Below are 25,488 nucleotides of genomic sequence, written 5' to 3'. Positions count from 1 at the left end.
TAAGTAAAAAATTCGAATGTTAAATATTTTAGAATAATTTAAAGCTTTTATGTCAGTTTTCTGAAAACAAAGAATGAGAAAACTTAGATATATCAAAGGATTTAATATTTTGTGCTATAACCAATCAGAATTTATAGAAAAATGACAAATTTTCAACATTTTTTAAAACTCTTGCTAAAGATAATAAAACGCTTTAGTATGATGAAACAAAGTTTTTTTATCCTTAAATTAGGGTAGTAATGTTTTTGGAGAATAATTTTTATTTGGGAGAGGGTATTGTATGTCTAGTAAAGATGAAGTTGTAAAATCTGTCCCTCAAAATGGCTTTGTTGGACACCCTAAAGGGCTCTTTACTTTGTTTTTCACGGAATTTTGGGAACGTTTCTCGTATTATGGAATGCGAGCAATTCTCATCTTCTTTATGTATTATGAATTGAATGAGGGTGGCTTAGGTCTAGACCGCGGAACAGCGAACTCTATTATGGCCATCTATGGCTCACTTGTTTATATGTCTGGTATTATAGGTGGCTGGATTGCCGACCGAGTTTTAGGAACACGTAGAACCATTTTTTATGGTGGCGTGTTAATTATGATCGGTCACTTACTGCTAGCATTGCCTGGCGGAGTGACTATGTTATTTGCTTCAATGGCATTTATCGTCATGGGTACAGGTTTATTAAAGCCAAACGTTTCAAGTATTGTTGGGGACATTTATGCTGAAACAGATAGCCGCCGTGATGCAGGTTTTTCTATTTTCTATATGGGTATTAATATGGGGGCATTCATTGCGCCATTTATTGTCGGAACAATTGGACAAAAATATAGCTTCCATCTAGGCTTTGGTTTAGCTGGTCTTGGAATGTTTGTTGGTTTAATTGTTTACAAATTAACAGAGAAAAAGTATTTAGGCTTAGCAGGATTACAAGTTAATAATCCATTAAAGCCTGAAGAACGTAAAAAAGTCTTTACACAATTCGGAATTGTAGCCTTACTTATCATCATTTTAGGTGCTATTGGTATTAAAACGGGTACATTAACAATGAATGTATTCAGTTTTATTATTACGGCACTAGGTGTATTAATTCCAACTGTGTTCTTCATTTATATGTATCGCAGTGAAAAAACAACGAAAGATGAGAAGTCTCGCCTACTTGCTTATATTCCATTATTTTTATCAGCGGTAATGTTCTGGGCTATTCAAGAACAAGGGGCAACAATTTTAGCTACGTATGCAGATGAGCGTACTCAGTTAAGTATTGGAGGCATTCAGCTTCAATCTTCATGGTTCCAGTCGTTGAATCCTTTATTTGTCATAACATTGGCACCATTATTTGCGATGCTATGGCTTAAATGGGGGGACAAGCAACCAACTACACCACGTAAGTTTTCATATGCATTGTTTTTTGCAGGTCTCTCATTCTTAGTAATGATGATTCCAGCATACTTATCTGGTGGGGAAACGTTAGTAAGCCCTTTATGGCTAGTCCTGTCATTCTTCCTAGTAGTGGTTGGTGAGTTATTATTATCACCAGTTGGTCTATCTGCTACAACAAAGTTGGCACCGCAAGCCTTTGCAGCACAAACTATGTCATTATGGTTTTTAACAAGTGCCGCAGCACAAGCAATTAATGCGCAATTAGTAAAGGTTTATGAAGTTGTAAGCGAATTCACATACTTCGGCTTCTTAGGTTCATTATCTATTGTGGTCGGAATTATTATATTAGTACTTTCACCGATTATTTCAAAAGCGATGAAGGGTATTAATTAAAAGAAAGATGCAAGTACAGTTTGATTAGTAACTGTACTTGCATCTTTTTTTGCTATCTAAATAAAAGTCTATCTAAGAAATTTAGAGTGAAATATATTATCGTAAGTAGTTAATTTATTGAATGTGGGTATAAGTTTCTATGTAGATAATAATCATTTTCGTTATAATAGTCTTAATAATATGAAAATTTAAGGGGTTGGAAGCCATGAAAGAAGAGTTAGATTATTTGAGGCCAAGGTTAATGGAGATTTTTACGTATTTACATGCAAATCCTGAAATTAGCTGGCATGAAGTAGAAACCACCAATTATATAGTTGAGCTATTAACACAGGAAGGATTTTCTCCTATACGGTTTAAAAATTCTACAGGTCTATACGTCGATGTTGGCCATGGATATCCAAAAGTGGGGTTAAGAACAGATATAGATGCCTTATGGCAGGAGGTCGATGGTCATTTCCGTGCAAATCATTCCTGCGGTCATGACGGACATATGACGATGGCCATTGGTACGCTATTACTTTTAAAAGACTTACAGCAATCATTTAATGGTACAATTCGTGTTATTTTCCAACCGGCAGAAGAAAAGGGAACTGGAGCGTTATCTGTTTTAGAGGAAGGTGTTATTGATGACTTAGATTATTTATTTGGTGTTCATGTACGACCTGTCCATGAGCTAGAGGATGGTACGTATTGTGCTGCGCTCTATCACGGTGCCTCTCGCTTGCTTGAGGGGGAGATTATAGGGGAGGATGCCCATGCTGCAAGACCTCACCTAGGCATTAATGCCATTGAAGTAGGCGCAACGATCATTGAAGATTTAAGAACTATTCATACTGATCCTATGGTGCCAGTGTCTGTTAAGATGACGAAATTTCATGCTGGTGGAGATTCAGGCAATATTATTCCTGGTAATGCATCGTTTACGATTGATATTCGTGCCCAGCAAAATAATGTAATGGATGATTTAGCACAAGGGGTAAAGCGCGTTATAGATTCCTCTAAAATCTTGCATAAGGTGCAGATTGAATTACGCACTGTTGCGAATATTGTAGCTGCTGAAGTCGACACAAGTGCACAATACATGATGGAGCAGGCCATTATACAGGCTGTGGGATTATCGAATTTAAGAAAGCCAGTTCATACACCTGGTGGAGAAGATTTTCATCACTATGCTGTGCAACGACCACATTTAAAAACAACGATGCTTGGCTTGGGCTGTGGTCTTACACCGGGATTGCATCATCCAAAAATGAAATTTAAACAAGCAAGACTTGTCACGGGAGTTGAAATTCTAACGAGGGCAGTACTGCTAGCATTGGATTCAGGGCAGACAAAGGAGGCGTCAGCATAATGTTAGAGCAAGTGCGTATACAGAAAGTAATGACACCGGTAGAAATTGCAGAGGTCCAAAAATTGAATGCAGAAATATGGGGTAGCCAAGCAATTCCCTCCCATCAATTACTAGCAGCTGTACAAAATGGTGGGTTAATAGTAGGGGCATATTTAGGAGAAAAGCTAATTGGCTTTAACTATTGCTTCGTGGGTTATCAAGATGGCGAAATGTACTTACATTCGCACATGATTGGTGTAGAAAAAGCATATCGTGAACAAGGTGTAGCTGAATTATTGAAGCACGCGCAACAAGAATATGCAAAAGAACATGGTTTTCAGCTTGTCCGTTGGTTAATTGAACCGTTAGAAGTACGTTTAGCTAATCTAGCGTTTCTAAAACTAAATGCCACTAGCTATCAATATGAAAATGATTACTATGGCCCGCTCCAGGATGATTTTAATGAAGGACTACCTTCAGATAGGTTAGTCGTTGAATGGTGGATCGAGCGTGACCAAATGACAGATAGCCTTGATGAATTAGAAGAAATAGCGGGGGAGATTGTACCGTGGACATTAACCGTCGATGGCTTACCTGCGCTTGATGTGGAAAATGCATTTCAGATGGAGCAGTCCTTTTACAAGGATGCCTATCTCTTACCAATTCCACAATCTTTACAGAAAATGAAAGTAGAGAGTCCAAAACTTGCAGAGGATTGGCGTTATAAAATACGCACAATCTTAACTACATTATTTAATCAAGATTATGCCATTGTACGTATGAAGAAGCACCCAGAATATGTTCATAGCTATCTGTTAGTCAGACGCTCCTTATTAGCCTTATAATAAGGATAAGGAGTGAATATCGTGAGAGTAGAAAAGATAACGTTAAGGCACTTAAAAATGCCCATGAAAACACCATTTACAACGAGCTTTGGCACAGTCGATGAAAAAGAGCTGTTATTAGTAGAAGCAAGAGATGAGTCAGGAATTACAGGATGGGGAGAAACCGTTGCTTTTGTAGCACCTTGGTATACAGAAGAGACATTAAAGACCACATGGCATATGCTACAGGATTTTTTGATACCCATCTTGTTACATAAAGAGATTGGGCATCCAGATGAGGTCAATTCGTTATTTGCCCCTATTCGTCGAAATTGTATGGCGAAGGCTTCGATAGAGGGTGCTGTCTGGGACATCTATGCTCAACTAACGAAGCAATCACTTGCACAGGCATTAGGTGGCCAAAAGCAGCGTATTGAAGTCGGAGTCAGTGTAGGTATCCAGCCTTCCACTGCGCAATTAATAGAGGTAATAAAAAGTCATAGTGAAAAGGGTTACAAAAGGGTGAAAATAAAAATAAAGCCTGGCTATGATGTTGAGGTAGTACGAGCAATCCGTGCGGAACTACCAGACTTACCTTTGATGGTGGATGCAAACTCTGCTTATACATTAGAGGATATAAATATACTTCAGCAGCTGGATGACTTTCGTTTATTAATGATTGAACAACCATTAGCTACGGATGATATTGTCGATCATGCAACATTACAGAAAAAGTTAAAAACGCCTATTTGTTTAGATGAAAGTATCACATCTTTTGAGGATGCCAGACGAGCGATTGAGCTTGGGAGCTGTGGTGTTATTAACATCAAGATTGGACGAGTAGGTGGTTTAACAGAAGCGAAACGAATCCATGATTTATGTAAAGTGAAACGAATTCCAGTTTGGTGTGGTGGTATGTTAGAAGCAGGGATCGGACGAGCACATAATATTGCCTTAACATCGCTTAGTCATTTTATTTTACCTGGTGATACTGCAGGTTCTAGTCATTATTGGTATGAAGATATAATTGATCCTGAAGTAGTAGTGAAAGATGGTTATATTGAGGTGTCGCAGTCAGTTGGTATTGGGTATGCGCCTAATATGACTATTATTGATAAGTTAACGATTAGTACAGAGGTCTATCAATAAAGCATTAGTAAGTCAATAAAGGAAAAACAAGGAGAGAACTGATTGAAAAAAAGCTTGCAAGTCGGTGGGGCCTATGTAGGAATCATCGTTGGAGCTGGATTTGCATCAGGACAGGAAATTGTCCTCTATTTTACAAGCTATGGCTTTCAAGGCGTATATGGTGCGCTGTTAGCCATGGTTGGCTTCTCTATTGTTGGCATGTGTATTGCTCAAGTGAGCTCAAGACTCCGCACAGCCTCACATAAGGATTTGATTTATCAAATTTCAGGGAATACGATTGGCTTTGTGTTGGATTTTGTATTATCTCTCTTTTTATTTGGTGTAGCCGTGATTATGTTTGCTGGTGCGGGTGCAACATTTCAGCAAATGTTTGGACTACCTATTTGGCTAGGGAGTATTTGTATGATTTTACTTACAGTAGCTACGGTCATGATGGATGTCAAAAGCATTATTAATATCATTGCCCTTGCCACACCCTATCTACTAACAATTGTCTCTATTATCGCAATCTATGCTATAGCAACGATGGACCTTACCTTTGTAGAGCAGGCAGTTATTGCCCAACAGGTTCAAGTAAGTGCAAACAGTTGGTGGGTGACGGCCTTACTGTATATGTCATTCAATGTAGGGGTTAGCTTTTCTTTACTAACGGTTATGTGTGGTTCTATACGCAATGCCAAAGTTGCTGGCATGGGTGGCATAATTGGTGGCATTTTGTTAGGCGCTTTAATTTTACTTGTTAATTTTTCCCTTCTAGCAAAAATGAATATCATTGTTGGATTAGATATTCCAATGCTAGCCTTAGCAAATGAAATCCATCCTATAGTGGGCCTTTTAATGGCAATTTCCCTTTTGGGGATGATTTATAATACGGCCGTAGGAATGCTCTATTCTTTCATGGTAAGGTTTTTCGAGCCTAGTAAAGCTAGCTTTAGAGTAGCAGTTATTTTTATAGGTGGTCTCGGATTTCTAGCGAGTCTTGTAGGATTCACGACACTAGTCGCAAAGCTGTATGCAGTCATGGGCTATGTAGGTTTGGTGTTAATTATATTTATTGTTTCTGCGTGGTTAAGAGGTACGAGGAAGATTATTTAATATAAAAATGGTAATTGAGAGATAGCTTTTGTTCTCAATTACCTTTTTGTTTGGATAAAAAATTTGTAGAAATAGTGAATTATTTCAGTTGTAGAGTTTAGCGAACTTACTGATATTTTGTTTATTAGACACGTTTTTTAGTTAATACTCAATAAAACGAGAATAATTCTCAATTGTTGGTTGACTGACTATAAAATCATGCTTATAATGGGAAACGTGAGTAATGATAATCATTTTCACTAGAAAGTGAATTACACACAAAAATGAAATCTACCGGGGATTACTATGAAAATAAGATATCTTTTAACAGCAACGATTGTGCTGTCTATTGTGTCGCTATTTATCGGAGTAATAGATATTAAGCCTAGCGACCTATTAGACTTTCAATCAGAAGAAGCTAGACTATTTTTAATTAGTCGTGTACCTAGACTTGTTGCTATTTTGCTAGCAGGTGCAGGTATGAGTATTGCTGGTTTAATTATGCAAAGCTTAAGTAGGAATAAGTTCGTATCGCCAACAACAGCTGGTACATTAGATGCCACGCGGTTGGGTGTATTGATTTCCATGATGTTCTTTACGAATGTCACGTATTTTCAAAAAATTTCCTTCGCTTTCATATTTGCTTTAGCCGGCACATTACTATTTATGCAAATATTAAACCGAATTAAGTTTAAAGATGCGATTTTTATACCGCTTATTGGCTTAATGTATGGAAATATTTTGTCCTCCGTTACAACATTCTTTGCGTACAAGGCGAATATTATCCAGAACATTTCTGCATGGTTACAAGGAGATTTCTCATTAATCATGAAAGGCCGTTATGAACTGTTATACATAAGTGTGCCAGTACTTATTTTAGCTTACATTTACGCAAATCGTTTTACTGTAGCTGGGATGGGTGAGGATTTTGCAAAAAACCTTGGTCTATCCTATAAATTTGTGGTGAATTTAGGCTTAGTGTTGGTAGCCCTTATTTCCACAACAGTGGTGTTAACAGTCGGTGTCATTCCTTTCCTTGGTTTGATTATTCCAAACATAATTTCACTGTTTAAAGGTGATAATTTGGCAAAAACCTTGCCACATACAGCATTACTTGGTATGTCATTTTTATTATTCTGCGATATTTTGGGACGTGTACTGATTTTCCCTTATGAAATACCAATTAGTATGACTGTTGGTGTAATTGGAAGTGCCATCTTCCTATTCATGTTGTTTAGGGGGAGAGCATATGCGTAATCGTACAAAAATGTTCATTTTACTAGGTCTTGCCGTAATAGCTATTTTATTGTATTTATTTTGGGCACTAAATGGTAACTATCATTATGCTTTTCCACGTCGTGTCATAAAGGTAGTAGCGATGTCGTTAACAGGTATAGCTATTGCCTATTCAACAGTAGTTTTCCAGACAATTACCCATAATCGTATTTTAACGCCAAGTGTCATGGGATTAGATGCTTTATATATGTTGATTCAAACATTCATCTACTTTTTCTTTGGCTCTACATCTATATTAGTCATTAATATTTACTATAATTTCACGCTTGCTATTGTAGTGATGATTATATTCGCTTTAATTTTTTACCGAGTATTATTTAAAGAAGGAAAGCGACCGATTTATTTTTTACTGCTTGTCGGAATGATTGTTGGTACGTTTTTAGGAAGTATTACGACGTTCTTCCAAGTATTAATCGATCCTAATGAGTTTTTAGGTTTACAAAGTAAAATGTTTGCAAGCTTTAATAATGTCAATTCAGATTTAGTTTGGCTAGCAGGTGTTATCATTTTAATAACGTTTGCATATGGTGCTCGCCACATGAATCAATTAGACGTGATGTCCTTGGGACGAGATACAGCGATTAATTTAGGTGTACCTTACGATAAGTTGGTACAACGTATGTTGATTTTAGCTTCGATCTTGATTGCCGTTTCGACGGCGCTCGTTGGGCCGATCACATTCTTTGGTTTAATTGTTGCAAATTTATCGTATCAGTATTTCAAAACATACAAGCATTCTATTTTGATTACTGGCTCCTGTGTCATGAGTATTATTGCTTTAATCGGTGGACAGTGGATGGTTGAACGTGTATTTGGTTTCAGTACTACACTTAGTGTCATTATTAATTTTGTGGGTGGGGTTTACTTCATCTACTTATTATTAAGAGAAAGTAGGTCAGCAGGATGATTCAAGTCAAAGAAATTACGAAGTTTTTTGGGAAAAAGCCTGTCGTTCAAGATGTAAGTGTTGACATTGTTTCAGGAAAAATCACATCTTTTATTGGACCGAATGGTGCAGGGAAGTCCACGCTACTTTCAATGGTAAGCCGTTTACTGAATGCAGATACTGGCGAAGTACTACTCGATAAAGCAGATGTACGTCGTTGGAAATCAGATGATTTTGCCAAGCGTGTCTCGATATTAAAGCAATCAAACTTTATGAATGTCCGTCTAACCATTCGTGAGCTTGTATCCTTTGGTCGTTTCCCTTATTCAAAAGGAAACCTAAAGCCTGAAGATGAAGAAAAAGTGGACGAAGCTATTCGCTACATGAATTTAGAAGATATGCAACAAAGTTATTTAGATGAACTATCAGGCGGTCAACGTCAGCGTGCTTTTATTGCAATGGTTATTGCGCAGGATACAGAGTATATCTTACTGGACGAGCCATTGAATAATTTAGATATGAAGCATTCTGTCCAGATTATGAAGATTTTACGTAAACTTGTTGATGAGTTAGGGAAAACAGTGGTCATCGTATTACATGATATTAATTTTGCTTCTGTTTATTCTGATAATATCGTGGCATTGAAAGATGGCCGTGTAGTTAAAAACGGTCCTACAAATGACATTATTAACTCAGATGCATTGAAGGAAATCTATGATATGGATATCCCTGTTCAAGAACAGGATGGCTGTCGAATTTGTGTTTATTTTAATTCGTAAAAATAGTTATCGATGGATCAACCATCAATTGACTATCAAATAAATTATTTAAAGGAGAATTTTACAATGAAAAAATGGAAATTACTTACGGTATTAATGGCAATGATGCTATTAGTATTAGCTGCTTGCGGTTCAAAAGACGAAGCAAAAGAAGAAGATAAAGGGACTTCAACTGACAAACCGGCTGAAGAACAAAATGAAGAATCATCAGTATACCCACTAACAATTCCTGGAAGCACAGTTGAAGGTCGTGATAGCACTACTACATTTGAAGAAGTAAAACTTGATAAAATGCCAGAAAAAGTTGTCGTTTTTGATAATGGTTTCCTAGATACATTAGATGCTTTAGGTGTTAATCCTACTGCTGTAGTACAAGATTCATTACCAGCTTACTTAAGCAAATATAAAGATAGCACTTATGTAAATGCAGGTACATTATTCGAGCCTGATTATGAAAAACTATCTGAAATCAACCCTGATATTATTTTCATCTCTGGTCGTGCATCAGCAGCTTATGCTGAATTATCTAAAATTGCACCTACTGTATATGTTGGTGTAGATAACAATAACTTCTTAGAGTCATTCAAAGCTAATACAGAATTAGCAGGTAAAATCTTTGGTAAAGAAAAAGAAGCAGCAGATGCAATTGCTGCCTATGAAGCAAAAGTAGAAGAAGTAAAAGCAAAAGCAACTGCAACAGAAGAAAAAGCATTAATCGTTTTAGGTAGTGAAGGTTCATTATCTGTATTTGGTCCTGGTTCACGTTTCGGTGTGATTCATGATGTATATGGTGTAAAAGCTGTAGCTGAAGCTGGCGGATTTAAAATTGAGTCTCATGGTGATAATGCAAGCTTTGAGTTCGTACGTGAGAAAAACCCAGATATTTTATTCGTTATTGACCGTGACGCTGTTGTAAATGAAAACGGTGAGTCAGGTACAAAAGCAGCAATTGAAAACGAAATCGTAAGTGCAACAAATGCTGTGAAAAACAGTAAAGTATTCTACTTGGATCCGGAAGTTTGGTACCTTTCAGGTGGCGGTTTACAATCAGAAACACAAAAAGCTGAAGATGTGTTAAAGGCGTTTAACTAATATGTTTGTACAAATTAAACGTATCGTTGTGACGGAAGGTAATTCGGATAAGGTTGTGGAACGCTTTGGTGCTAAGCCAAACAGTCCATCATTACTTGAACAACAACCTGGTTATATTGATAAACAGGTTCTTGTAAAGAAAGTTCGCCGCGGTGATGAGGAAGTGCTAGTGATGGTTCGCTGGGAATCAGAAGAAGCATGGAAAAATTGGGAGAAGAGCCCTGAGCATATTGCCGGCCACAAGGCAAGCGCAGGAAAGCCAAAGCCTGATCATATCATTGAAAGTGGACAAGAAGTTTATTATGTAAAAGGTTAATAGCCTTAAGGTGTCTCAAGAGATTGAGGCACCTTTTTTAATACATATAAAAGCAGGTCACGTTGATGATGGTGACCTGCTTAACTATATTTTAATGTTTGATTGATGTTTTTCGCCACCCACTAAATGTTGAATCCATATTAAAGGATATCGTGCTTTCATTGATGGACAATCCTGAAATGCTTGTATTTCCTTGCTCATCAAAATGATCTTGAGTCGTCGTCTCCATTTCTAGCCCTCTAGCATTGATGATGGTGTATTGTGGTGTCATATAGACAGAAGGTGAATCTAGGTTTAATCCAAAGGTAAAAGGATTGACAGATGCCATACTGGATAAACTTTCGGTCGAAACTCTTATAATGCCATGCTGCTCCATATAAAGATCCCTTTTTTGTTGGAATGTATCCTCAAATCCAGGAATATCACTAATAAGATTTGATACGGTTGAAATACCTTGATATGCTGCTAAAGTTTCTTGATAAGCTTTTAACTCGGATTGAATAATGACTTGCTCCATTCGATGTTGATCAATTGTGGGCTGTTTAATTGTAATTTCTTCAGCTGAGACAGAGATATTACATGAAAAAGTAGCCGTAAGTATGAAAATAGTTTCATTTAATGCATTTTTCAATATTAAATCACTCCCAGTACAAAAGAATTTATTGTTCACTAATGTTTAATTTATTGCTATAAAATCTTTTGTTCTAATAATACAGATATTGTAGTAATATCAAATTCCATTAATTGGTATATTAGGTAATTAGACAGAAATAAACATACAGAAAATAATATTTATTTCAAACCGTAAGTCCTGATCCCCTTATTTTTAAATTAAATATGTATAGAACAGTACAGATAGTCATTTACCAGTACTTTCATTTGTTTTACATAGCAGTAGTATATTGAGCAGGATAAAAATCTTGCTATAGCTAAAATTACTAATCCTCGAGTTACTATAAGCGTAACATCTGTTAGAACGCCATTTCAAGGGTAAGTTTACGCCACTTTAATGGCGGTGCTTAGTTCTCAACCGCCATTTTTTTAGTAATTATTAGCAAAAATCTGGCGTGGTTTGCATGAATAACGCCATTTTTTGGCGGTCTCTATCTCTAAAAAGGAATTAATGCTATATGTGGCTTACCTAATTATGTTACTAGTATTAATTCCCACTAATCTATATAATATCTAGTAATATGCTAGAGAGGAGAGAGGACTATTGAATGATTTAGATGAACGTATTAATGAATCATTAGACATTCTTATAGAAAATGAGACATTACTGGGACATGAGCTACAATTACTGTTAAAAAGCTTTAAAGAAGAAAAAACAACCAGAGGTTTTTCCTTTGGTAAGTTATGCTTTTGGCATTACGAAGCATTTTCTGACGGAATAAATGAAGATATCTATAAAGTAGCTGCAGCAATTGAACTTTTAATACTTTCCTTTGATATTATTGATGATATACAGGATAAGGATTCAGATTATATTTGGAGTAAAACACCTGAGTTATCATTAAACGTTGCCTTAGCAATGCTGATCATGGCTTCTAAAGCAATCGATGACACTTCCTTTGAGCATAAACAAGTTGCTATAAGACTACTTGAGAAATACGCGTTACAAAGTATAAATGGTCAACAACTAGATTTACTAAATAATTGCCGCGATGAAGAATCCTATGTACAAATGATAACTCAGAAATCTGGCTCTTTAACAGCAATGGGCTGTTTGATCGGCGAAGTACTTGCAAAAGGGGAAGTTTCTAAAGAAGTAGAGGAGTATGGGAAATACATAGGTATTATCCAGCAAATTAAAAATGATATACAAGGTTTGAAAGTGTGGGGCCCTAAAAATGACCTGCTAAACAAAAAATATTCATTGCCTATTATATACCTTTTAACCAAGAAAAATGATATTTCAAATTCTGTTGCCAGCTATTATAATGATGATATAGTTACAGTTTTAGATCAAAATGCAACAGAAAATGAGTTGACAAATAGTGGGGCAATACGCTATGCCATCACAATAAAAAATGTTTACAAGTTTAAAGCCTTGAATTACCTTGAAAATGTAGAGATAAACGAATTAGGTAAAATATATCTGCAAGAATTAATGAAATGAGGAGAGATTAGTATGATTAATGTAATCCAGTATTTAGAACAAAATCCTAGCCTAGTTGGACTATTAAAAGAACAAAAAGCCTCATTAATTGGAGTTTCACCTGTTGAACAAAAAGCAATTCTAGAAGCATTTAGCGGAGAGATGATTGCAGAAAGTGATGTTTGGAACTAAAAACATTGCGTAGTAAATTATTTTGGCCAGCTATAATTCTCTATTTAATGATCGGCTTTTATTTAAATTATGTGAATTATAGCGCGCCATATATTGATATTGAGGTAGAAAAAGAAAATGGTCAGTGGGTAGTAACTCAACTTGATTATAAAGACTGGGCGGACAGTCAAAATATAGCCATTGGTGATGTTATTGTAAAGGTAGATGAACGTCCAATTGACCATTTAAATCAGCTGAAGTATAAATCCAAAATATTATCAGCTAATGATTTAACAGTTATGAAGCCAAGTGGAAGTTTAATAAACATACATATTAGACACTTAGATATTCCTCAGCAATTTTTATATATATTTTTTGTTCCGGCGTGTTATTATTTTTTGACGTTATTCATTGCGTTTTATTTACACTCCAAGCAAAGGAATTCAAAGTTAGCAGACTTACTTATTCTTTTTATGTTAAATGTTTCATTAGCATATGTGAGCAGTGGTGTCTCTGGTAGGTTAGATGCGATCGGTATTATCGTCAATCGTAGTAGTATGGTGTTATGTTTAGTCCTATTGTTACATTTTTTAAGAAATTACTTTTTATTTGTGAAAGCGAATTGGGTATTTATGGATAATATCAAACTCTTTTATGTTTTCCCCATAATCGCTTTTATACTAGGTTTTACAGGCACTATTTATCCTGCTGCTAACGATATTCTTTCCAATATTGTATTAGCCATGTTTCTTCTTCTCCTTGTGATTATCCTTAGTATTTTACTAATAAGCTATTTCAAATACAGCTCACCACAGTTGAAAATTTTATTAAATAGTATATTAATACCCTTTCTACCATTTCTTTTTTTGTATGCACTTCCACAAATTCTTTTTCATACGTACATTCTTTCAGCTGAAATTTGCTCATTATTTTTATTGCTTATACCTTTTAGCTTTATCTTTACACAACTAACGGAAAGGCTATTTGATATTGAGTATCATATTACAAGATTACGCTATTATGTCATATTCTCTTTAAGCTTTACGTTATGGATTACTATGGGACTGTATTTTATTGCAGGACAGTATTTAACTATGACTGTCATGTCAGGAGTAGCACTTTTTACATTTTCATCATTAGTAATTCTCTTTTACGTAAAAGAAAAGGTTGATTATCGAAAACGGAAAATACTATTTTCTACAAAAGGTGACTATATTCATCAACTATATACTGCTGTAGATAAAATTGGTAAAACCATTAAAATCGACGAGCTTTTAGAGAAATTTGCTTATGAAGTTTCTATGCATCTTGAGTTAGAGGATGTTTTTGTCATAACATATAACTATGTTACGAATGAATTCTTAACGATGGCTGGAGAAAGTTTTACGATTCATCCTGATACTGTGGAAGAGTTGAGATTAGGAGAAATAAGAAAGATAGACAAAGTTTATGTAGCCTTTCTCCATCAAGACGCACATTATAAAAGAGCATTAGTGTTGGGGCATAATAATACGATCCATTTAAAAGATGAGGAGCTTTTATGGCTTGAATTGCTCCTATTGTATGTAAATAATTTTATTGAAAATACAAAGATGGTGGAAGAACTGATAGAGGAACTAAAGCATATGAAACAGGCTGACGATGGTCAGTTGCCATGGCTAAATAAGCTATTATGGTTAAGGTTTGAAGAAGAAAAATACCAGTTAGCTCAAGAGTTACATGACACCAATTTACAAGAGCAACTCCATATTGCACGAGAAGTGGATGTCCTTGTTAATGCAAAGAATACATCGGATATTCAAGAGCAACTTGCTAAAATTCATAAACAAATGCTTATCTCTTTATATGAATTGCGGAGCTATTGTGAAAATCTAAAGCCTCCTTTATTGGATACTTTAGGTTTAAATGCTGCATTAGAAAAGTTAATTCGAAAAGTTCAAGAAAGAGCTAACTTTGTGCTCATTTATACAATCGATCGTCTTTATTTAGAGGATGAGCGCATGAATTTAATGATTTATCGATTGTTTCAAGAACTACTGAATAATGCGTTAAAGCATTCCTATGCCGCATCCGTTGAAATCCATTTAAATGAGATGAATGATGGCTTTGAAATCATTTATAATGATGATGGTGTAGGCTGTAACGTGGAGGATATTATTGTAGCAGAGTCTATGGGTATTCGAGGTATGCAGGAGCGTGTAAAAGCATTTAATGGGCAATTTTATATTGACGCTCACATAAACAAAGGGATGTCTATTAGAATAATAGTGAAAGAAGGGAGTGAAACACTTGATTACGATGCTCATAGTGGATGATCACCCAATAGTATTAGAGGGAACTAAAAACTTATTTCAAGAGAATGATGATATTATCATTGATACGGAAAGCGATGCTACTTGTGTTATTCAAAGAATAAAAAATAAGCCATATGATATCTATTTGATTGATATCAATATGCCACTCGAAAATGGCATTAACTTAGCCCGTAATATTAAAGCTTTTCAGTCAAATGCTGCAGTTATCCTCTATACAGGTGATGATATCACGGATTATTACCCGCTTATTTTGGAAAGGAAAATAGAAGGCATTTTAGCTAAAACGGCCTCTAAAGAGCAGATTTTACGAACGGTGAGAGCCATTGCAAATGGGGAAATTGTTTTACCTAAAAATTTCTTGGATTTTTTGGATGATAAATTTAAACTGCAAGATGCAAAAGATATTCATTTAAATGAAAAGGAAAAGAAAATTTTAAGATTGATTGCGGAGGGCCATACAAATAAAGCCATCGCGATTGAATTAAACATTCCTCAGCGAACAACTGAGAGATATTTGACACAACTCTTTTCTCTGCTCAATGTAGATTCACGAACAGAGGCTGTAAATCTAGCTGAAAGAATGAATTTACTCTAAACTATTTCTATGCTATACTCTTGGTATATTTTTCAATAAAAAGGGAGCTTTCTGGGAGTTTACTATCCTAAATATTACCTTAGTAAAATAAAACCATATTTATATGAGAAATAACCTATAAAATACTAGGAACACCGCCAAAAAAGTGGCGGTGTTTTTTATGACCGCCAAATCACGCCAGATTTTCACTTGAATCACGCCAAAAAATTGGCGTAAACCCGAAGTTGAAAAGACGGTGTAAGTACTGGTACGCTTAAATTAACGGTGGTTAAGTAGATTTGCTTTAGTGAGTAATAGACAATAGATTTTATTAGAATAAGCAGCCTGACTATCTATGAATAAAGTAGCGTTAGTAGATTGTAGAATGTTACTAGCTAGTCAATATACTTCACCATAAAACTTTATAAAGGTAGGCGTGTATTGTGAAAGTAGAACTTGAAAATTTGTTTTCCGTAGATGAAACTAGTCAAGATCAAGTTATTAACGTTTATAATCGTCATGGTATTGCGATTGGTGCGCCTGAAATTAGAAAAAGAAATTTAAAAACAAAGTTTAATCCTATTTTTACATTAAATGAAGATGTAACATACGAACAGGTAACAGCTTTATATAAATCATTAGAACGCGAATTTGGTATTGTTTCAATAGGAGAACGTTTTTACTTTGAATTTTCAGATATGGAATATGAACGGGCACCATTATTTACTTTAAATTCAACAGGTAATTCACCAGAAATGTTCTTAGAGGACAAAGGGACATTATTTTCTTTAAGCACACACTGTAAATACTGTGGTCTAATGGATAAAGAGCAGTTATCACCTATAGTCATTGATACTACACAAATGAAGGATCGCCATTTAGTCCATGTAAATGGTTATTGGGTTGCTTCTGAGGCACTAGCATCACTCATGAAAAAGGAAAATTTAGAAGGCTTTGAACTTTTAGAGGTTATCCATCAAGGACCTGAAGAAGGAAAGCAACTAGCTTATCAAATTATTCCTGTGCAAGTGCTGCCTGAATGTAGCAAGGATAGAGTAAAATTATATTTTGCAACGGAACAACCTCCATGTAGCTGCGGCTTAAATGGCGTGATTAATGGTCCTGATACCTATGAGCATGAAGATTTAAAGCACTTAAAAGGCGATGTATTTTACTCAGCTGAATGTAGTCACGATGGAAGATATCTTTATAGAAAGACTTTGTTCAGTAAAAGATTTAGAGAAACGATTATAAAAAATGGTATTTCTCGTGAAGTTAGAGGAGAAAAGGATTCAAACTTTGGCCCAAAAGATTGGCTATTTGATCCTGTGTTAATCAAGTAAACGAAGTGGAACAAAAAAGGATAAGGGAGTGTTTAGGATGTTTAGAAAAATACTACCTATAGTAGCCATTTTGTTTATTATTGCATTGGCTATTTCCGACTATTTTAACAAACCTGAAGAAGCATCCATCCATGTTTATCAAGAATACGAACGTGCTTACCTTTCTTAAAACGAGAGTCTATATTTCGCTCAGAATAGACTTATTTATGTTATGATGTGAAGATCATAGCATGAATGTTTTTGAGGTGAAAGAATGAAAAAATGGGCATATCCATTAGCAATTTTAACGCTAATTGTATTTTTCGTAGTAAGAGCTACTTATCAAAGCGAGTTCATGAATACATTTGACGCAAAGATGGCGGAGATCTTTTTTGGTAATCGATTTATAGAGATCTTTCATTATATAGGAGAGCCTAAATTTGTTGTCGCTGTCGCAGTAGTCTTAATGGTGTATTTAGCTTGGAAGGTAAAAAATTATCGAGCCATGCTATTTGTAGTGTTAACTTTTGCAGCGGGCAATGTTTTGAATCAATTACTAAAAAAATGGATCCAACGACCACGTCCTGAATTGGAGAACCAACTGACATCCTTTAGCTTTCCATCTGGACATGCTATGACGGGTATTCTGTACTTATTCACAATCGCTTATATTTTCGCCGAGAATAATAGTAAAGGTCGTAAAATTGTGCTGTGGCTAGGTGCAATAATTCTAATGGTACTCATTGGATTATCACGTATTGCAGGAGCTCGACACTTTGCTACGGATGTGCTTGCAGGTTGGAGTATGGGATATACTTGGTTTATCATCTGTGTCATCTGGTATGAACGTCGTAAAAAATCGTTTCAATCAAACCATAAATAAAAAAGTATAAGTAGTATCAGGATGAACTGATACTGTCTACAAAAGGAATCGAGAAATTTAATCTCGATTCCTTTTTACATGTTTCGGTCCTTTTTATAAGCATTTCTTTAAATTCCCCACAACATCACAGTCGTGACAGCAAGATAAGCAAAATGTCTCTGTCTTTGCTATATTTGATTATCTTCTATGTAGAAGTAGATGAAACGGGAGGCAGTGACTCTCTCAGAAAGAATGTGCCCACGGTTTTTATATACTAATGAATGAGCATGATTTTCCTATTGTAAAGAATGATATTTACCTTATAAAAAAGAATTGCGTATAGGAAACTTCTAAGTTAAGATGAGTACAATAATAAAAAGAGAAAAGGAAGAAGGGAATGGACGGAAATGTTTTACTGGCACTAGGGTTGACTCTTTTTGCCGGACTTGCAACGGGTGTAGGTAGTTTAATCGCCTTTTTTACATCAAGAACAAATACAAAATTTTTATCATTCGCATTGGGCTTTTCAGCAGGGGTCATGATATATGTATCCCTTGTAGAAATTTTTGTTAAAGCGAAAGATGCTTTAACCGACGCATTAGGCACAACAAATGGCTATTGGATGACAATTCTCGGATTTTTTGGCGGGATGTTATTTATTGCTTTAATAGATAAATTTATTCCTAAGGCTACTAATCCTCACGAAGTAAAGCTAGTTGAAGATGTGAATGCAGTGAAGCCTCAGGTCAATGAAGAGCATTTGATGAAGATGGGTATTTTTACAGCTCTCGCTATTGGCATTCATAATTTTCCTGAGGGCATTGCTACATTTATGTCAGCTATTAATGACCCAAATGTGGGGATTGCTATTGCTATTGCAGTAGCCATTCATAATATTCCAGAAGGCATTGCTGTATCAGTCCCTATTTTCTTTGCAACGGGCAATCGTCGAAAAGCTTTTAAGTTATCTTTTTTATCAGGATTAGCAGAGCCTGTCGGTGCACTAGTAGCATTTTTGCTCCTTATGCCCTTTTTAACAGATGTAATGTTTGGCATCGTGTTTGCTGGTGTTGCAGGCATTATGGTTTTTATTTCATTAGATGAATTATTACCTGCAGCGCAAAGATACGATGAAACACATTTATCCATGTATGGTCTAGTAGGGGGAATGGCTGTCATGGCCATTAGCTTAGTATTATTAGCATAATTAAAATAGGAAAAGGGAGTCATCTAAAGTGGCTCCCTTGTTATTTTTCTATATTGTAGGAACAGCCTTTTTTGATTCCACAAGCTCTTGTACACTATTTAGACAATCATGAAATGTAGTAAAAGGTTTATATGGAATATGAAGCTCCTCACAGCGCTGAACGAGATGATCTCTAGCAAGAACAATATTTGCTAGTTTAGCTGCCTCAAAATCAGAAAGAGAGTCACCAATCACAATTTTAAAATGATCCTCCTCTGCAACCTTCCGCATCACGCTAGGTTTACAGCAACCGCAACCTTGTGTGCTATATTTAACACATTCCTCGTCACAGTTATTTGGATAGATTAGTTCTATTTGTTCACCTGAAAAATCGGCTTTATTACAGTAGATGCCCGAAAAAGGACTATATTTTTCAACTAGAGGCTCAATGAAAAAATCAACGCCACCGCTTACAATATAAAATGGTATGTTATGGTCTTGAGCATAGCGAACAAAATCCCCAAAGCCCTCACGAATTACTGCTGAATCCATAAGATATTGAATTACTTCATCTTTTTGTTGAGTAGAAAGTAGATGAAACATAGCAGAAAGCCCATCTTTAAATGAAATGGTTTGTTCCATCATGGCTTTAGCAATTTTTTCAGAATCCTCTCGTACAAATTCAGTCATTAATGAAAAGATATTATCAGTTTCTGTTATCGTGCCATCGAAATCACAGAATATAATTGGTTTCAAGATAGTTCCTCCTTAGAAAAGCACGTATAAAATATCCTTTTCTATACTTCTATCATATTAGTTTTATAAGTACTTGTTTTCAAAAAAACGCCTACTAGGGTAGTAGACGTTTCAAACATTTATTGCTTATGGACTTGCACACCATGTTCATCCGCTTTTGTTAAAATTACTTGATGCTCTGGGAATTGCTTTGTCATTAACTGAACAAAGTCAGTAGCAATAGCAGAAGGAATAATGGAAATCAACGTTGGCCCAGCGCCACTTAGAGCGGTACCGTATGCACCGTTAGCTTTTGCAGCAGTACGAATTTCTGCATAGGCAGGAATTAGCTTTGCACGAAACGGTTCATGGAATAAATCAGCCTCCATATAATGACCAGCACGCTCGAAATCACGTGCCATTAAGGAAGCTGCCAACATATTCGCATTTGCAGAAGCACGAACAGCATAGGCGCGATTTAGTTGTTCTGGTAAAACAGAACGAGATTCGCTCGTTTTGAGCTCAACATCTGGTACGTATACCACAAATGATGCCTCGATATCATTGATATGAAATGTATCGACAATTCCGTTGTCATCCATTGAGGAAATGGTTAATCCCCCTAAAACAGAAGCGGTTGCATTGTCTGGATGTCCTTCAATCTGTGAGGAGAGATTGAGCTTATCTTGAACAGTTAAACCAAGTTCACATACTTGGTTAGCAAGTTCAATACCTGCCACAATCACAGCTGCACTGCTTCCAAGGCCACGTGCTAATGGAAGTTCACTAGTCATCTCGACACGACAAGCAGGTAGTTGCTGATCATATTGATCTGCAATTTTTTTAGCAATGACGTATAGTAAGTGTTCTTCAAGCTCAAACTCTTTAGGACCATTATCATCGAGATGGATAATATTCCATTGATCTTGTAAAGTAACGGTAAGCTTTAAGTAAAGGGACAAGCCGAGTCCTATCGAATCAAAGCCTGGCCCTAGGTTGGCCGTGCTTCCAGGAACTGAGATTTGCCACCCTTTACTCATAGTACACCCTCGATATATGCACGAATTTCTTCTTCATCATTTTTAAGGGACACTACTTCTACAGTAGAAACGTTCATAGCTGTATCAGGATCTTTTAGTCCGTTCCCAGTGAAGATTGTGACAACTTTTGCACCCTGTGGTATTTTTCCGTTTTCAACTGACTTAATAACACCTGCTAAAGAAGCAGCAGAGCCAGGCTCAACGAAAATACCTTCTGTACTTGCGATTAATTTATAGGCAGCTACAATTTCTTCATCTGTAACAGAATCAATGATACCGCCAGATTCATCACGAGCTGCTTCTGCCAATTTCCAACTAGCAGGGTTACCAATTCGGATGGCTGTTGCCACTGTCTCAGGATTAGCAATAGGTTCTCCTTTGACGATAGCTGCGGCACCTTCAGCCTCAAAGCCATACATTTTTGGTAGACCGCAATTTTTCGCTGCATGGTATTCTTTAAAGCCTTTCCAGTATGCAGTAATATTTCCTGCGTTACCTACTGGAATACACAAATAATCAGGTGCTGTACCTAAGCCATCTACAATCTCAAAGGATGCCGTTTTTTGACCTTCAATACGGTATGGGTTCACAGAGTTTACAAGTGCGACAGGAGTCGTTTCACTTACTTGGCGAACAATGTTAAGGGCATCATCAAAGTTACCGTCAATTTCGATGATTTTTGCACCATACATGGTAGCTTGAGCAAGTTTACCAAGAGCGACTTTTCCTTTCGGAATAACAACGATGGATTGAATACCAGCGCGTGTTGCATAAGCTGCCGCAGCTGCAGAAGTATTTCCTGTAGAGGCACAAATAACGCATTGACTCCCATCTTCAATAGCCTTTGCAACGGCAAATACCATCCCTCGGTCTTTAAATGAGCCTGTCGGGTTTGCACCTTCAATTTTTCCGTAAAGCTCAATGCCTAGTTTCTTAGATAAATTCACTAAATGTATAAGAGGCGTATTGCCTTCGTTTAAAGTTAAAGCAGGTGTGTTTTCAGTTACGGGTAAAAATTGTTTATATTCTTCAATAAGGCCTTTCCACATAACGATACGATCTCCTTTTGTTCTTATAGGAAGAACAGTTGTTTTTGTATAAAAGACATTTTAACGCAAATCGTACTATTATTTCAATAGCATTTCATTAATTGTCGAAACAATTCGGTAATTTGAATTTTACTTGTCACTTTCTTGAAACAACTGTATAGTAATCTTGTGATGTAAAGTCAAGTGTAAAGACAGGTGGTTGGGATGACAACAAATACAGTAGTAACAAATAAACCTCAGCAATCCATTTCTAGAAATAAACTTTTAGGTGTAGCGGGGGTAGGTTGGCTTTTCGATGCCATGGATGTTGGTATATTATCCTTCGTCATTGCGGCATTGGCAGCTGAATGGGGACTATCACCAAGTCAATCTGGCTGGATAGGTAGTGTTAATTCAATCGGGATGGCTGTAGGAGCACTTTTCTTTGGTGTTTTTGCTGATAAAGTAGGGCGAAAGCAAATTTTTATGTGGACTCTGGTCCTATTTTCTATTGCAAGTGGACTATCCGCTTTTACAACTACATTAACTGCATTTTTAATTTTACGCTTTTTAGTAGGTATGGGGCTAGGGGGAGAATTACCTGTAGCTTCAACATTAGTATCTGAAAGTGTAGCGGCCAAGGAAAGAGGGCGTGTAGTTGTCTTATTAGAAAGCTTTTGGGCGGCAGGATGGTTAATTGCTGCACTTATTTCATATTTCGTTATCCCTACTTGGGGATGGAGAGTGGCCCTTATATTAACAGCACTTCCAGCCTTTTATGCTATTTATCTTCGTTGGCATTTGCCAGACTCACCACAATTTACGGTGAAGGAAGAATCCAAAAAACGCAGTATTGGCCAAAATATGAAAGAAGTTTGGTCGAAGAAGTACGCACGTTCTACGTTTATGCTGTGGCTATTATGGTTTACAGTTGTATTCTCCTATTATGGCATGTTTTTATGGCTGCCAAGTGTAATGGTTGGAAAGGGCTTTGATATGATTACAAGCTTTAAATATGTTCTAATCATGACATTAGCTCAATTGCCAGGTTATTTTACAGCAGCTTGGTTTATAGAAAAGTTCGGCCGTAAATTTGTCCTTGTTTCCTATCTAATTGGTACTGCTGGAAGTGCTTTTGTTTTTGGGAATGCAGATACACTTGCCGTATTGTTAATTTCAGGGATGTTTTTATCCTTCTTTAACTTAGGGGCATGGGGTGCATTATATGCCTATACACCTGAGCAATATCCAGCTATTATTCGCGGCACAGGTGCTGGCATGGCGGCAGCTGTTGGGCGAATCGGAGGTATTTTTGGTCCATTGCTCGTTGGTTTTTTATTAACGGCAGGCTATGATATAGGCTTTATCTTTGCCATTTTCTGTGGTGCTATCATTATAGGCGTGGTGGGTGTCATCTTCCTTGGAAGGGAAACAAAGCAGCTTGAATTAGAATAAAAATAAAAAGTTCTGGATCAGAGTAATGAATCCAGGACTTTTTTGTTTATATTCGCTAGTGAAATACATAAAAATAAGTATTTATTAATTTTTATTCAATTTTACGAATTTATTTGTTAAAATGACAAATCAATATAAAAAGGTAAATCAAATTGTTCTATTAGCAGGTTAATGTGTTAAAGATTTTTCAGAAAAGTCATTGTATTCAAATTGTAATCGTGATACTGTATTTTTAATCGAATTTTGAGTCAGTAGGAAACAATCTCCCGTTCGTGATAAGGTCATTGAAAGAAAGGTTGTTAGGAATGAGTATTCATGAGGATATAAAGAAAAGGTTTGTAAGGCTGTCAAAGGGGCAGCGTAAAGTAGCACAATTTGTGATGGATAATCCCACTACAGTTATTGCTAATGGAGCAGCAGAGGTTGGCAGGCTGGCGAATGTAAGTGAATCTACAGTAATTCGTTTTTGTTATGCCATGGATTTATCAGGATATGTAGAATTGCAAGAGGAAATTAGAGAATATATGATGTCTCAAAATGAAGGGGTAAATCTACAACCTACATATACAGTAAAAAAATTAACTAATTCTAGCTTTGGTAAGATCATGCAACAAGATAGCCAAAATATTCAAGAAACGATTCAATTGATTAACGATCAGCAAATTCAAAAAAGCTCGAAATGGATGCATGAGGCAGATCATATCTATATTCTTGGTACTCGCCACAATGCATATGTCGCCAATTGGTTAACCAACACATTAAAAACATTACGTTCTAATATTAAGCAGCTTCGCTTAGACTCGGATGATCTCGTTAATCAAATGAATAGTATGGGCGAACATACGACATTCATTGTGCTATCCTTTGATAAACAGATGAAGGATATGAAGACGATTGTTGAAATTGCCAAGATGAAGAAAGTAAAGATTATTGCGATTACAGGGTCTGCATTTTCCCCTATCCGAGAATATGCCAGTGCATTATTTGCTCTTGGCACAAAAAAGCATTCTTCACTAAACATTGCACCAGTCTTATTTTCCTTTTTGCATGCCTTGTTAGAGGAAATGATGAGTCAAGATAAGGGACAATATGAAAAATATCAGCAATCCTATGAGCAAGTTGAAAGTAATGTGTTATTCTTAGATGCTGCTAGAGAGAAGCAAGTTTTTTAATGTAGGCAACGCATAGATGGTGTGTACTCATACACAGGTCTATGCGTGTTTTTATGAAATTCACTATAAAAAAAGATGTCCAAATATGATTTAGACATCTAGGAAAAATGAATTATAGAATTTTACTTAAGCTATATTCATTCACATACGTATCATTTAATTTAATGGCATTTTGTCGGATGCCTTCTTGTTGAAACCCTAGTTTTGTAAAAAGGTGTAACGCTACATTATTATGTTCCATCACCGTTAACTCTAGACGAGAAATGTCTCGCTGTTTAGACCAATTTTCAACAGCGTTCATCAGTGCAGAGCCAATGCCCTTTTGTTGATGTTCTTCCTTTACTGCTAAGCGAACAGAAGCAACATGTCTAGCTTTCGATTGTTTATACCCATGAATGACTGCATAGCCTGCAAAAATGCCATTTAATACACAGAGTAGTATTGTGCGGTTTTTTAGCTGTTTCCAATAGGCTAAATTTTTACGAAGTTGTTGGACCGTTAGATCTACTTCATTTTGAACATTATACATGAAGTCAGTTTGCTGAAAGATTTCCTCTTGTAAATGAATGAATGATCTAGCATCGGATGCTTCAATCCCTCGAATTATGTATGCAGATGGGCTTTCCTCATTGTTAGAAGTACTGCTTTCAGTTGGCTTCATTTGCGAACGTGAGAAAGTTACGCTTGTCCCTAATTTAACATCAATAACATAATAACCTGCATTGGTCCAAGATAAATAGTGTGAGAGAGGGGGCTTAGTTTTTTTCCACCAGCTCTTATTTAAGTAGGCGGCGTTTGGTAATACTTGTCCCATAATGTTTTCTAATTCACTAAAGGATAAAGTGATCTCTTGTTGTAAAGCTACTTCAAAATAGTTTGCTAAAGGAATGTACTTTTTTTCCATCTTCTTTGTCATCGTAATCCCCATTTCCTGAATATCCAAAAATATAGACTATCTGATGATAGCATAAAATTACGATGACTTAAATATGAAAACCCAACTAAATATCTATATA

At 36.2% G+C, this 25,488-nt stretch carries 25 protein-coding genes; 20 read left to right on the top strand and 5 right to left on the bottom strand.

Annotated elements, in window-relative coordinates; all coding sequences use genetic code 11:
- The first annotated feature begins 280 nt into the window (after positions 1-280).
- From MKY46_RS21425 to MKY46_RS21380, 10 genes are all read left to right on the top strand, one after another.
- Positions 281-1,768 (top strand): peptide MFS transporter, encoded by a 1,488-nt coding sequence (locus MKY46_RS21425; protein WP_036128411.1) that lies wholly within the window; start codon positions 281-283, stop codon positions 1,766-1,768.
- Between the two features lie 205 nt (positions 1,769-1,973).
- Positions 1,974-3,119 (top strand): M20 peptidase aminoacylase family protein, encoded by a 1,146-nt coding sequence (locus MKY46_RS21420; protein WP_036128409.1) that lies wholly within the window; start codon positions 1,974-1,976, stop codon positions 3,117-3,119.
- Positions 3,119-3,943, top strand: a complete 825-nt coding sequence (locus MKY46_RS21415) for a GNAT family N-acetyltransferase (protein WP_058844744.1) — start codon at positions 3,119-3,121, stop codon at positions 3,941-3,943. Before MKY46_RS21420 ends, MKY46_RS21415 begins: the two co-directional genes overlap by 1 nt.
- A 21-nt stretch (positions 3,944-3,964) precedes the next feature.
- Positions 3,965-5,071: an o-succinylbenzoate synthase gene (gene menC / locus MKY46_RS21410; protein ID WP_340835347.1), complete on the top strand. Its 1,107-nt coding sequence runs from the start codon at positions 3,965-3,967 to the stop codon at positions 5,069-5,071.
- A gap of 42 nt (positions 5,072-5,113) precedes the next feature.
- The gene (locus MKY46_RS21405) at positions 5,114-6,166 is read left to right on the top strand and encodes a YkvI family membrane protein (protein ID WP_036128403.1); all 1,053 of its coding nucleotides are present in this window, start codon (positions 5,114-5,116) and stop codon (positions 6,164-6,166) included.
- 285 nt (positions 6,167-6,451) lie between these two features.
- On the top strand, positions 6,452-7,402 hold the full coding sequence (locus MKY46_RS21400) for an ABC transporter permease (protein ID WP_036128401.1): 951 nt from the start codon (positions 6,452-6,454) through the stop codon (positions 7,400-7,402).
- The gene (locus MKY46_RS21395; RefSeq protein ID WP_036128399.1) at positions 7,395-8,348 is read left to right on the top strand and encodes an iron chelate uptake ABC transporter family permease subunit; all 954 of its coding nucleotides are present in this window, start codon (positions 7,395-7,397) and stop codon (positions 8,346-8,348) included. The genes MKY46_RS21400 and MKY46_RS21395 overlap by 8 nt, the downstream gene beginning before the upstream one ends.
- The gene (locus MKY46_RS21390) at positions 8,345-9,106 is read left to right on the top strand and encodes an iron ABC transporter ATP-binding protein (RefSeq protein ID WP_036128397.1); all 762 of its coding nucleotides are present in this window, start codon (positions 8,345-8,347) and stop codon (positions 9,104-9,106) included. Before MKY46_RS21395 ends, MKY46_RS21390 begins: the two co-directional genes overlap by 4 nt.
- Positions 9,107-9,172: 66 nt before the next feature.
- Positions 9,173-10,198, top strand: coding sequence for a siderophore ABC transporter substrate-binding protein (locus tag MKY46_RS21385; protein ID WP_036128395.1), 1,026 nt, complete (start codon positions 9,173-9,175; stop codon positions 10,196-10,198).
- 1 nt (position 10,199) lies between these two features.
- The gene (locus MKY46_RS21380; protein ID WP_036128393.1) at positions 10,200-10,514 is read left to right on the top strand and encodes an antibiotic biosynthesis monooxygenase family protein; all 315 of its coding nucleotides are present in this window, start codon (positions 10,200-10,202) and stop codon (positions 10,512-10,514) included.
- Positions 10,515-10,605: 91 nt separating this feature from the next.
- On the opposite strand, the gene MKY46_RS21375 is transcribed toward MKY46_RS21380, so the two are convergent.
- On the bottom strand, positions 10,606-11,145 hold the full coding sequence (locus MKY46_RS21375; protein ID WP_036128391.1) for a hypothetical protein: 540 nt from the start codon (positions 11,143-11,145) through the stop codon (positions 10,606-10,608).
- 585 nt (positions 11,146-11,730) lie between these two features.
- Between MKY46_RS21375 and MKY46_RS21370 the strand changes: the two genes are divergently transcribed.
- The 8 genes from MKY46_RS21370 (at position 11,731) to zupT (ending at position 19,063) form a co-directional block, all read left to right on the top strand.
- Positions 11,731-12,633: a polyprenyl synthetase family protein gene (locus tag MKY46_RS21370; protein WP_340835345.1), complete on the top strand. Its 903-nt coding sequence runs from the start codon at positions 11,731-11,733 to the stop codon at positions 12,631-12,633.
- Positions 12,634-12,645: 12 nt separating this feature from the next.
- The gene (gene comX, locus MKY46_RS21365; protein ID WP_036128375.1) at positions 12,646-12,804 is read left to right on the top strand and encodes a competence pheromone ComX; all 159 of its coding nucleotides are present in this window, start codon (positions 12,646-12,648) and stop codon (positions 12,802-12,804) included.
- 47 nt (positions 12,805-12,851) lie between these two features.
- Positions 12,852-15,098, top strand: a complete 2,247-nt coding sequence (locus tag MKY46_RS21360) for a sensor histidine kinase (RefSeq protein WP_051891772.1) — start codon at positions 12,852-12,854, stop codon at positions 15,096-15,098.
- Entirely contained in the window at positions 15,082-15,693 is a 612-nt protein-coding gene (locus MKY46_RS21355) for a response regulator transcription factor (RefSeq protein ID WP_244504882.1), read from the top strand. Before MKY46_RS21360 ends, MKY46_RS21355 begins: the two co-directional genes overlap by 17 nt.
- A 422-nt stretch (positions 15,694-16,115) precedes the next feature.
- Positions 16,116-17,015 (top strand): hypothetical protein, encoded by a 900-nt coding sequence (locus MKY46_RS21350; protein ID WP_036128369.1) that lies wholly within the window; start codon positions 16,116-16,118, stop codon positions 17,013-17,015.
- Between the two features lie 37 nt (positions 17,016-17,052).
- Positions 17,053-17,184: a hypothetical protein gene (locus MKY46_RS21345; protein WP_255358824.1), complete on the top strand. Its 132-nt coding sequence runs from the start codon at positions 17,053-17,055 to the stop codon at positions 17,182-17,184.
- A gap of 84 nt (positions 17,185-17,268) precedes the next feature.
- Positions 17,269-17,877 (top strand): phosphatase PAP2 family protein, encoded by a 609-nt coding sequence (locus MKY46_RS21340; protein WP_036128368.1) that lies wholly within the window; start codon positions 17,269-17,271, stop codon positions 17,875-17,877.
- Between the two features lie 376 nt (positions 17,878-18,253).
- Positions 18,254-19,063 (top strand): zinc transporter ZupT, encoded by an 810-nt coding sequence (gene zupT, locus MKY46_RS21335; RefSeq protein WP_036128366.1) that lies wholly within the window; start codon positions 18,254-18,256, stop codon positions 19,061-19,063.
- 48 nt (positions 19,064-19,111) lie between these two features.
- On the opposite strand, the gene MKY46_RS21330 is transcribed toward zupT, so the two are convergent.
- The 3 genes from MKY46_RS21330 to thrC all read right to left on the bottom strand — a co-directional run bounded on the left by MKY46_RS21330 (position 19,112) and on the right by thrC (position 21,866).
- Positions 19,112-19,798, bottom strand: coding sequence for an MtnX-like HAD-IB family phosphatase (locus tag MKY46_RS21330; protein WP_340835343.1), 687 nt, complete (start codon positions 19,796-19,798; stop codon positions 19,112-19,114).
- 119 nt (positions 19,799-19,917) lie between these two features.
- On the bottom strand, positions 19,918-20,817 hold the full coding sequence (thrB, locus tag MKY46_RS21325; protein ID WP_340835341.1) for a homoserine kinase: 900 nt from the start codon (positions 20,815-20,817) through the stop codon (positions 19,918-19,920).
- Positions 20,814-21,866 (bottom strand): threonine synthase, encoded by a 1,053-nt coding sequence (gene thrC / locus MKY46_RS21320; RefSeq protein ID WP_036128358.1) that lies wholly within the window; start codon positions 21,864-21,866, stop codon positions 20,814-20,816. Before thrC ends, thrB begins: the two co-directional genes overlap by 4 nt.
- Positions 21,867-22,070: 204 nt before the next feature.
- Between thrC and MKY46_RS21315 the strand changes: the two genes are divergently transcribed.
- Complete coding sequence (locus MKY46_RS21315; protein WP_051891771.1) at positions 22,071-23,300, top strand: MFS transporter; 1,230 nt, start codon at positions 22,071-22,073, stop codon at positions 23,298-23,300.
- A gap of 305 nt (positions 23,301-23,605) precedes the next feature.
- Complete coding sequence (locus MKY46_RS21310; RefSeq protein ID WP_340835338.1) at positions 23,606-24,472, top strand: MurR/RpiR family transcriptional regulator; 867 nt, start codon at positions 23,606-23,608, stop codon at positions 24,470-24,472.
- Between the two features lie 112 nt (positions 24,473-24,584).
- Here MKY46_RS21310 and MKY46_RS21305 read toward each other — a convergent pair whose 3' ends face one another.
- On the bottom strand, positions 24,585-25,388 hold the full coding sequence (locus MKY46_RS21305) for a GNAT family N-acetyltransferase (protein WP_036128353.1): 804 nt from the start codon (positions 25,386-25,388) through the stop codon (positions 24,585-24,587).
- Between the last annotated feature and the right edge of the window lie 100 nt (positions 25,389-25,488).

The organism is Lysinibacillus sp. FSL M8-0355 (assembly GCF_038008985.1).
GTDB classification, from domain to species: Bacteria; Bacillota; Bacilli; order Bacillales_A; family Planococcaceae; genus Lysinibacillus; species Lysinibacillus fusiformis_D.
Note: the sequence above shows the minus strand (reverse complement) of the source record. Positions and strands in the feature narration are given on the sequence as shown.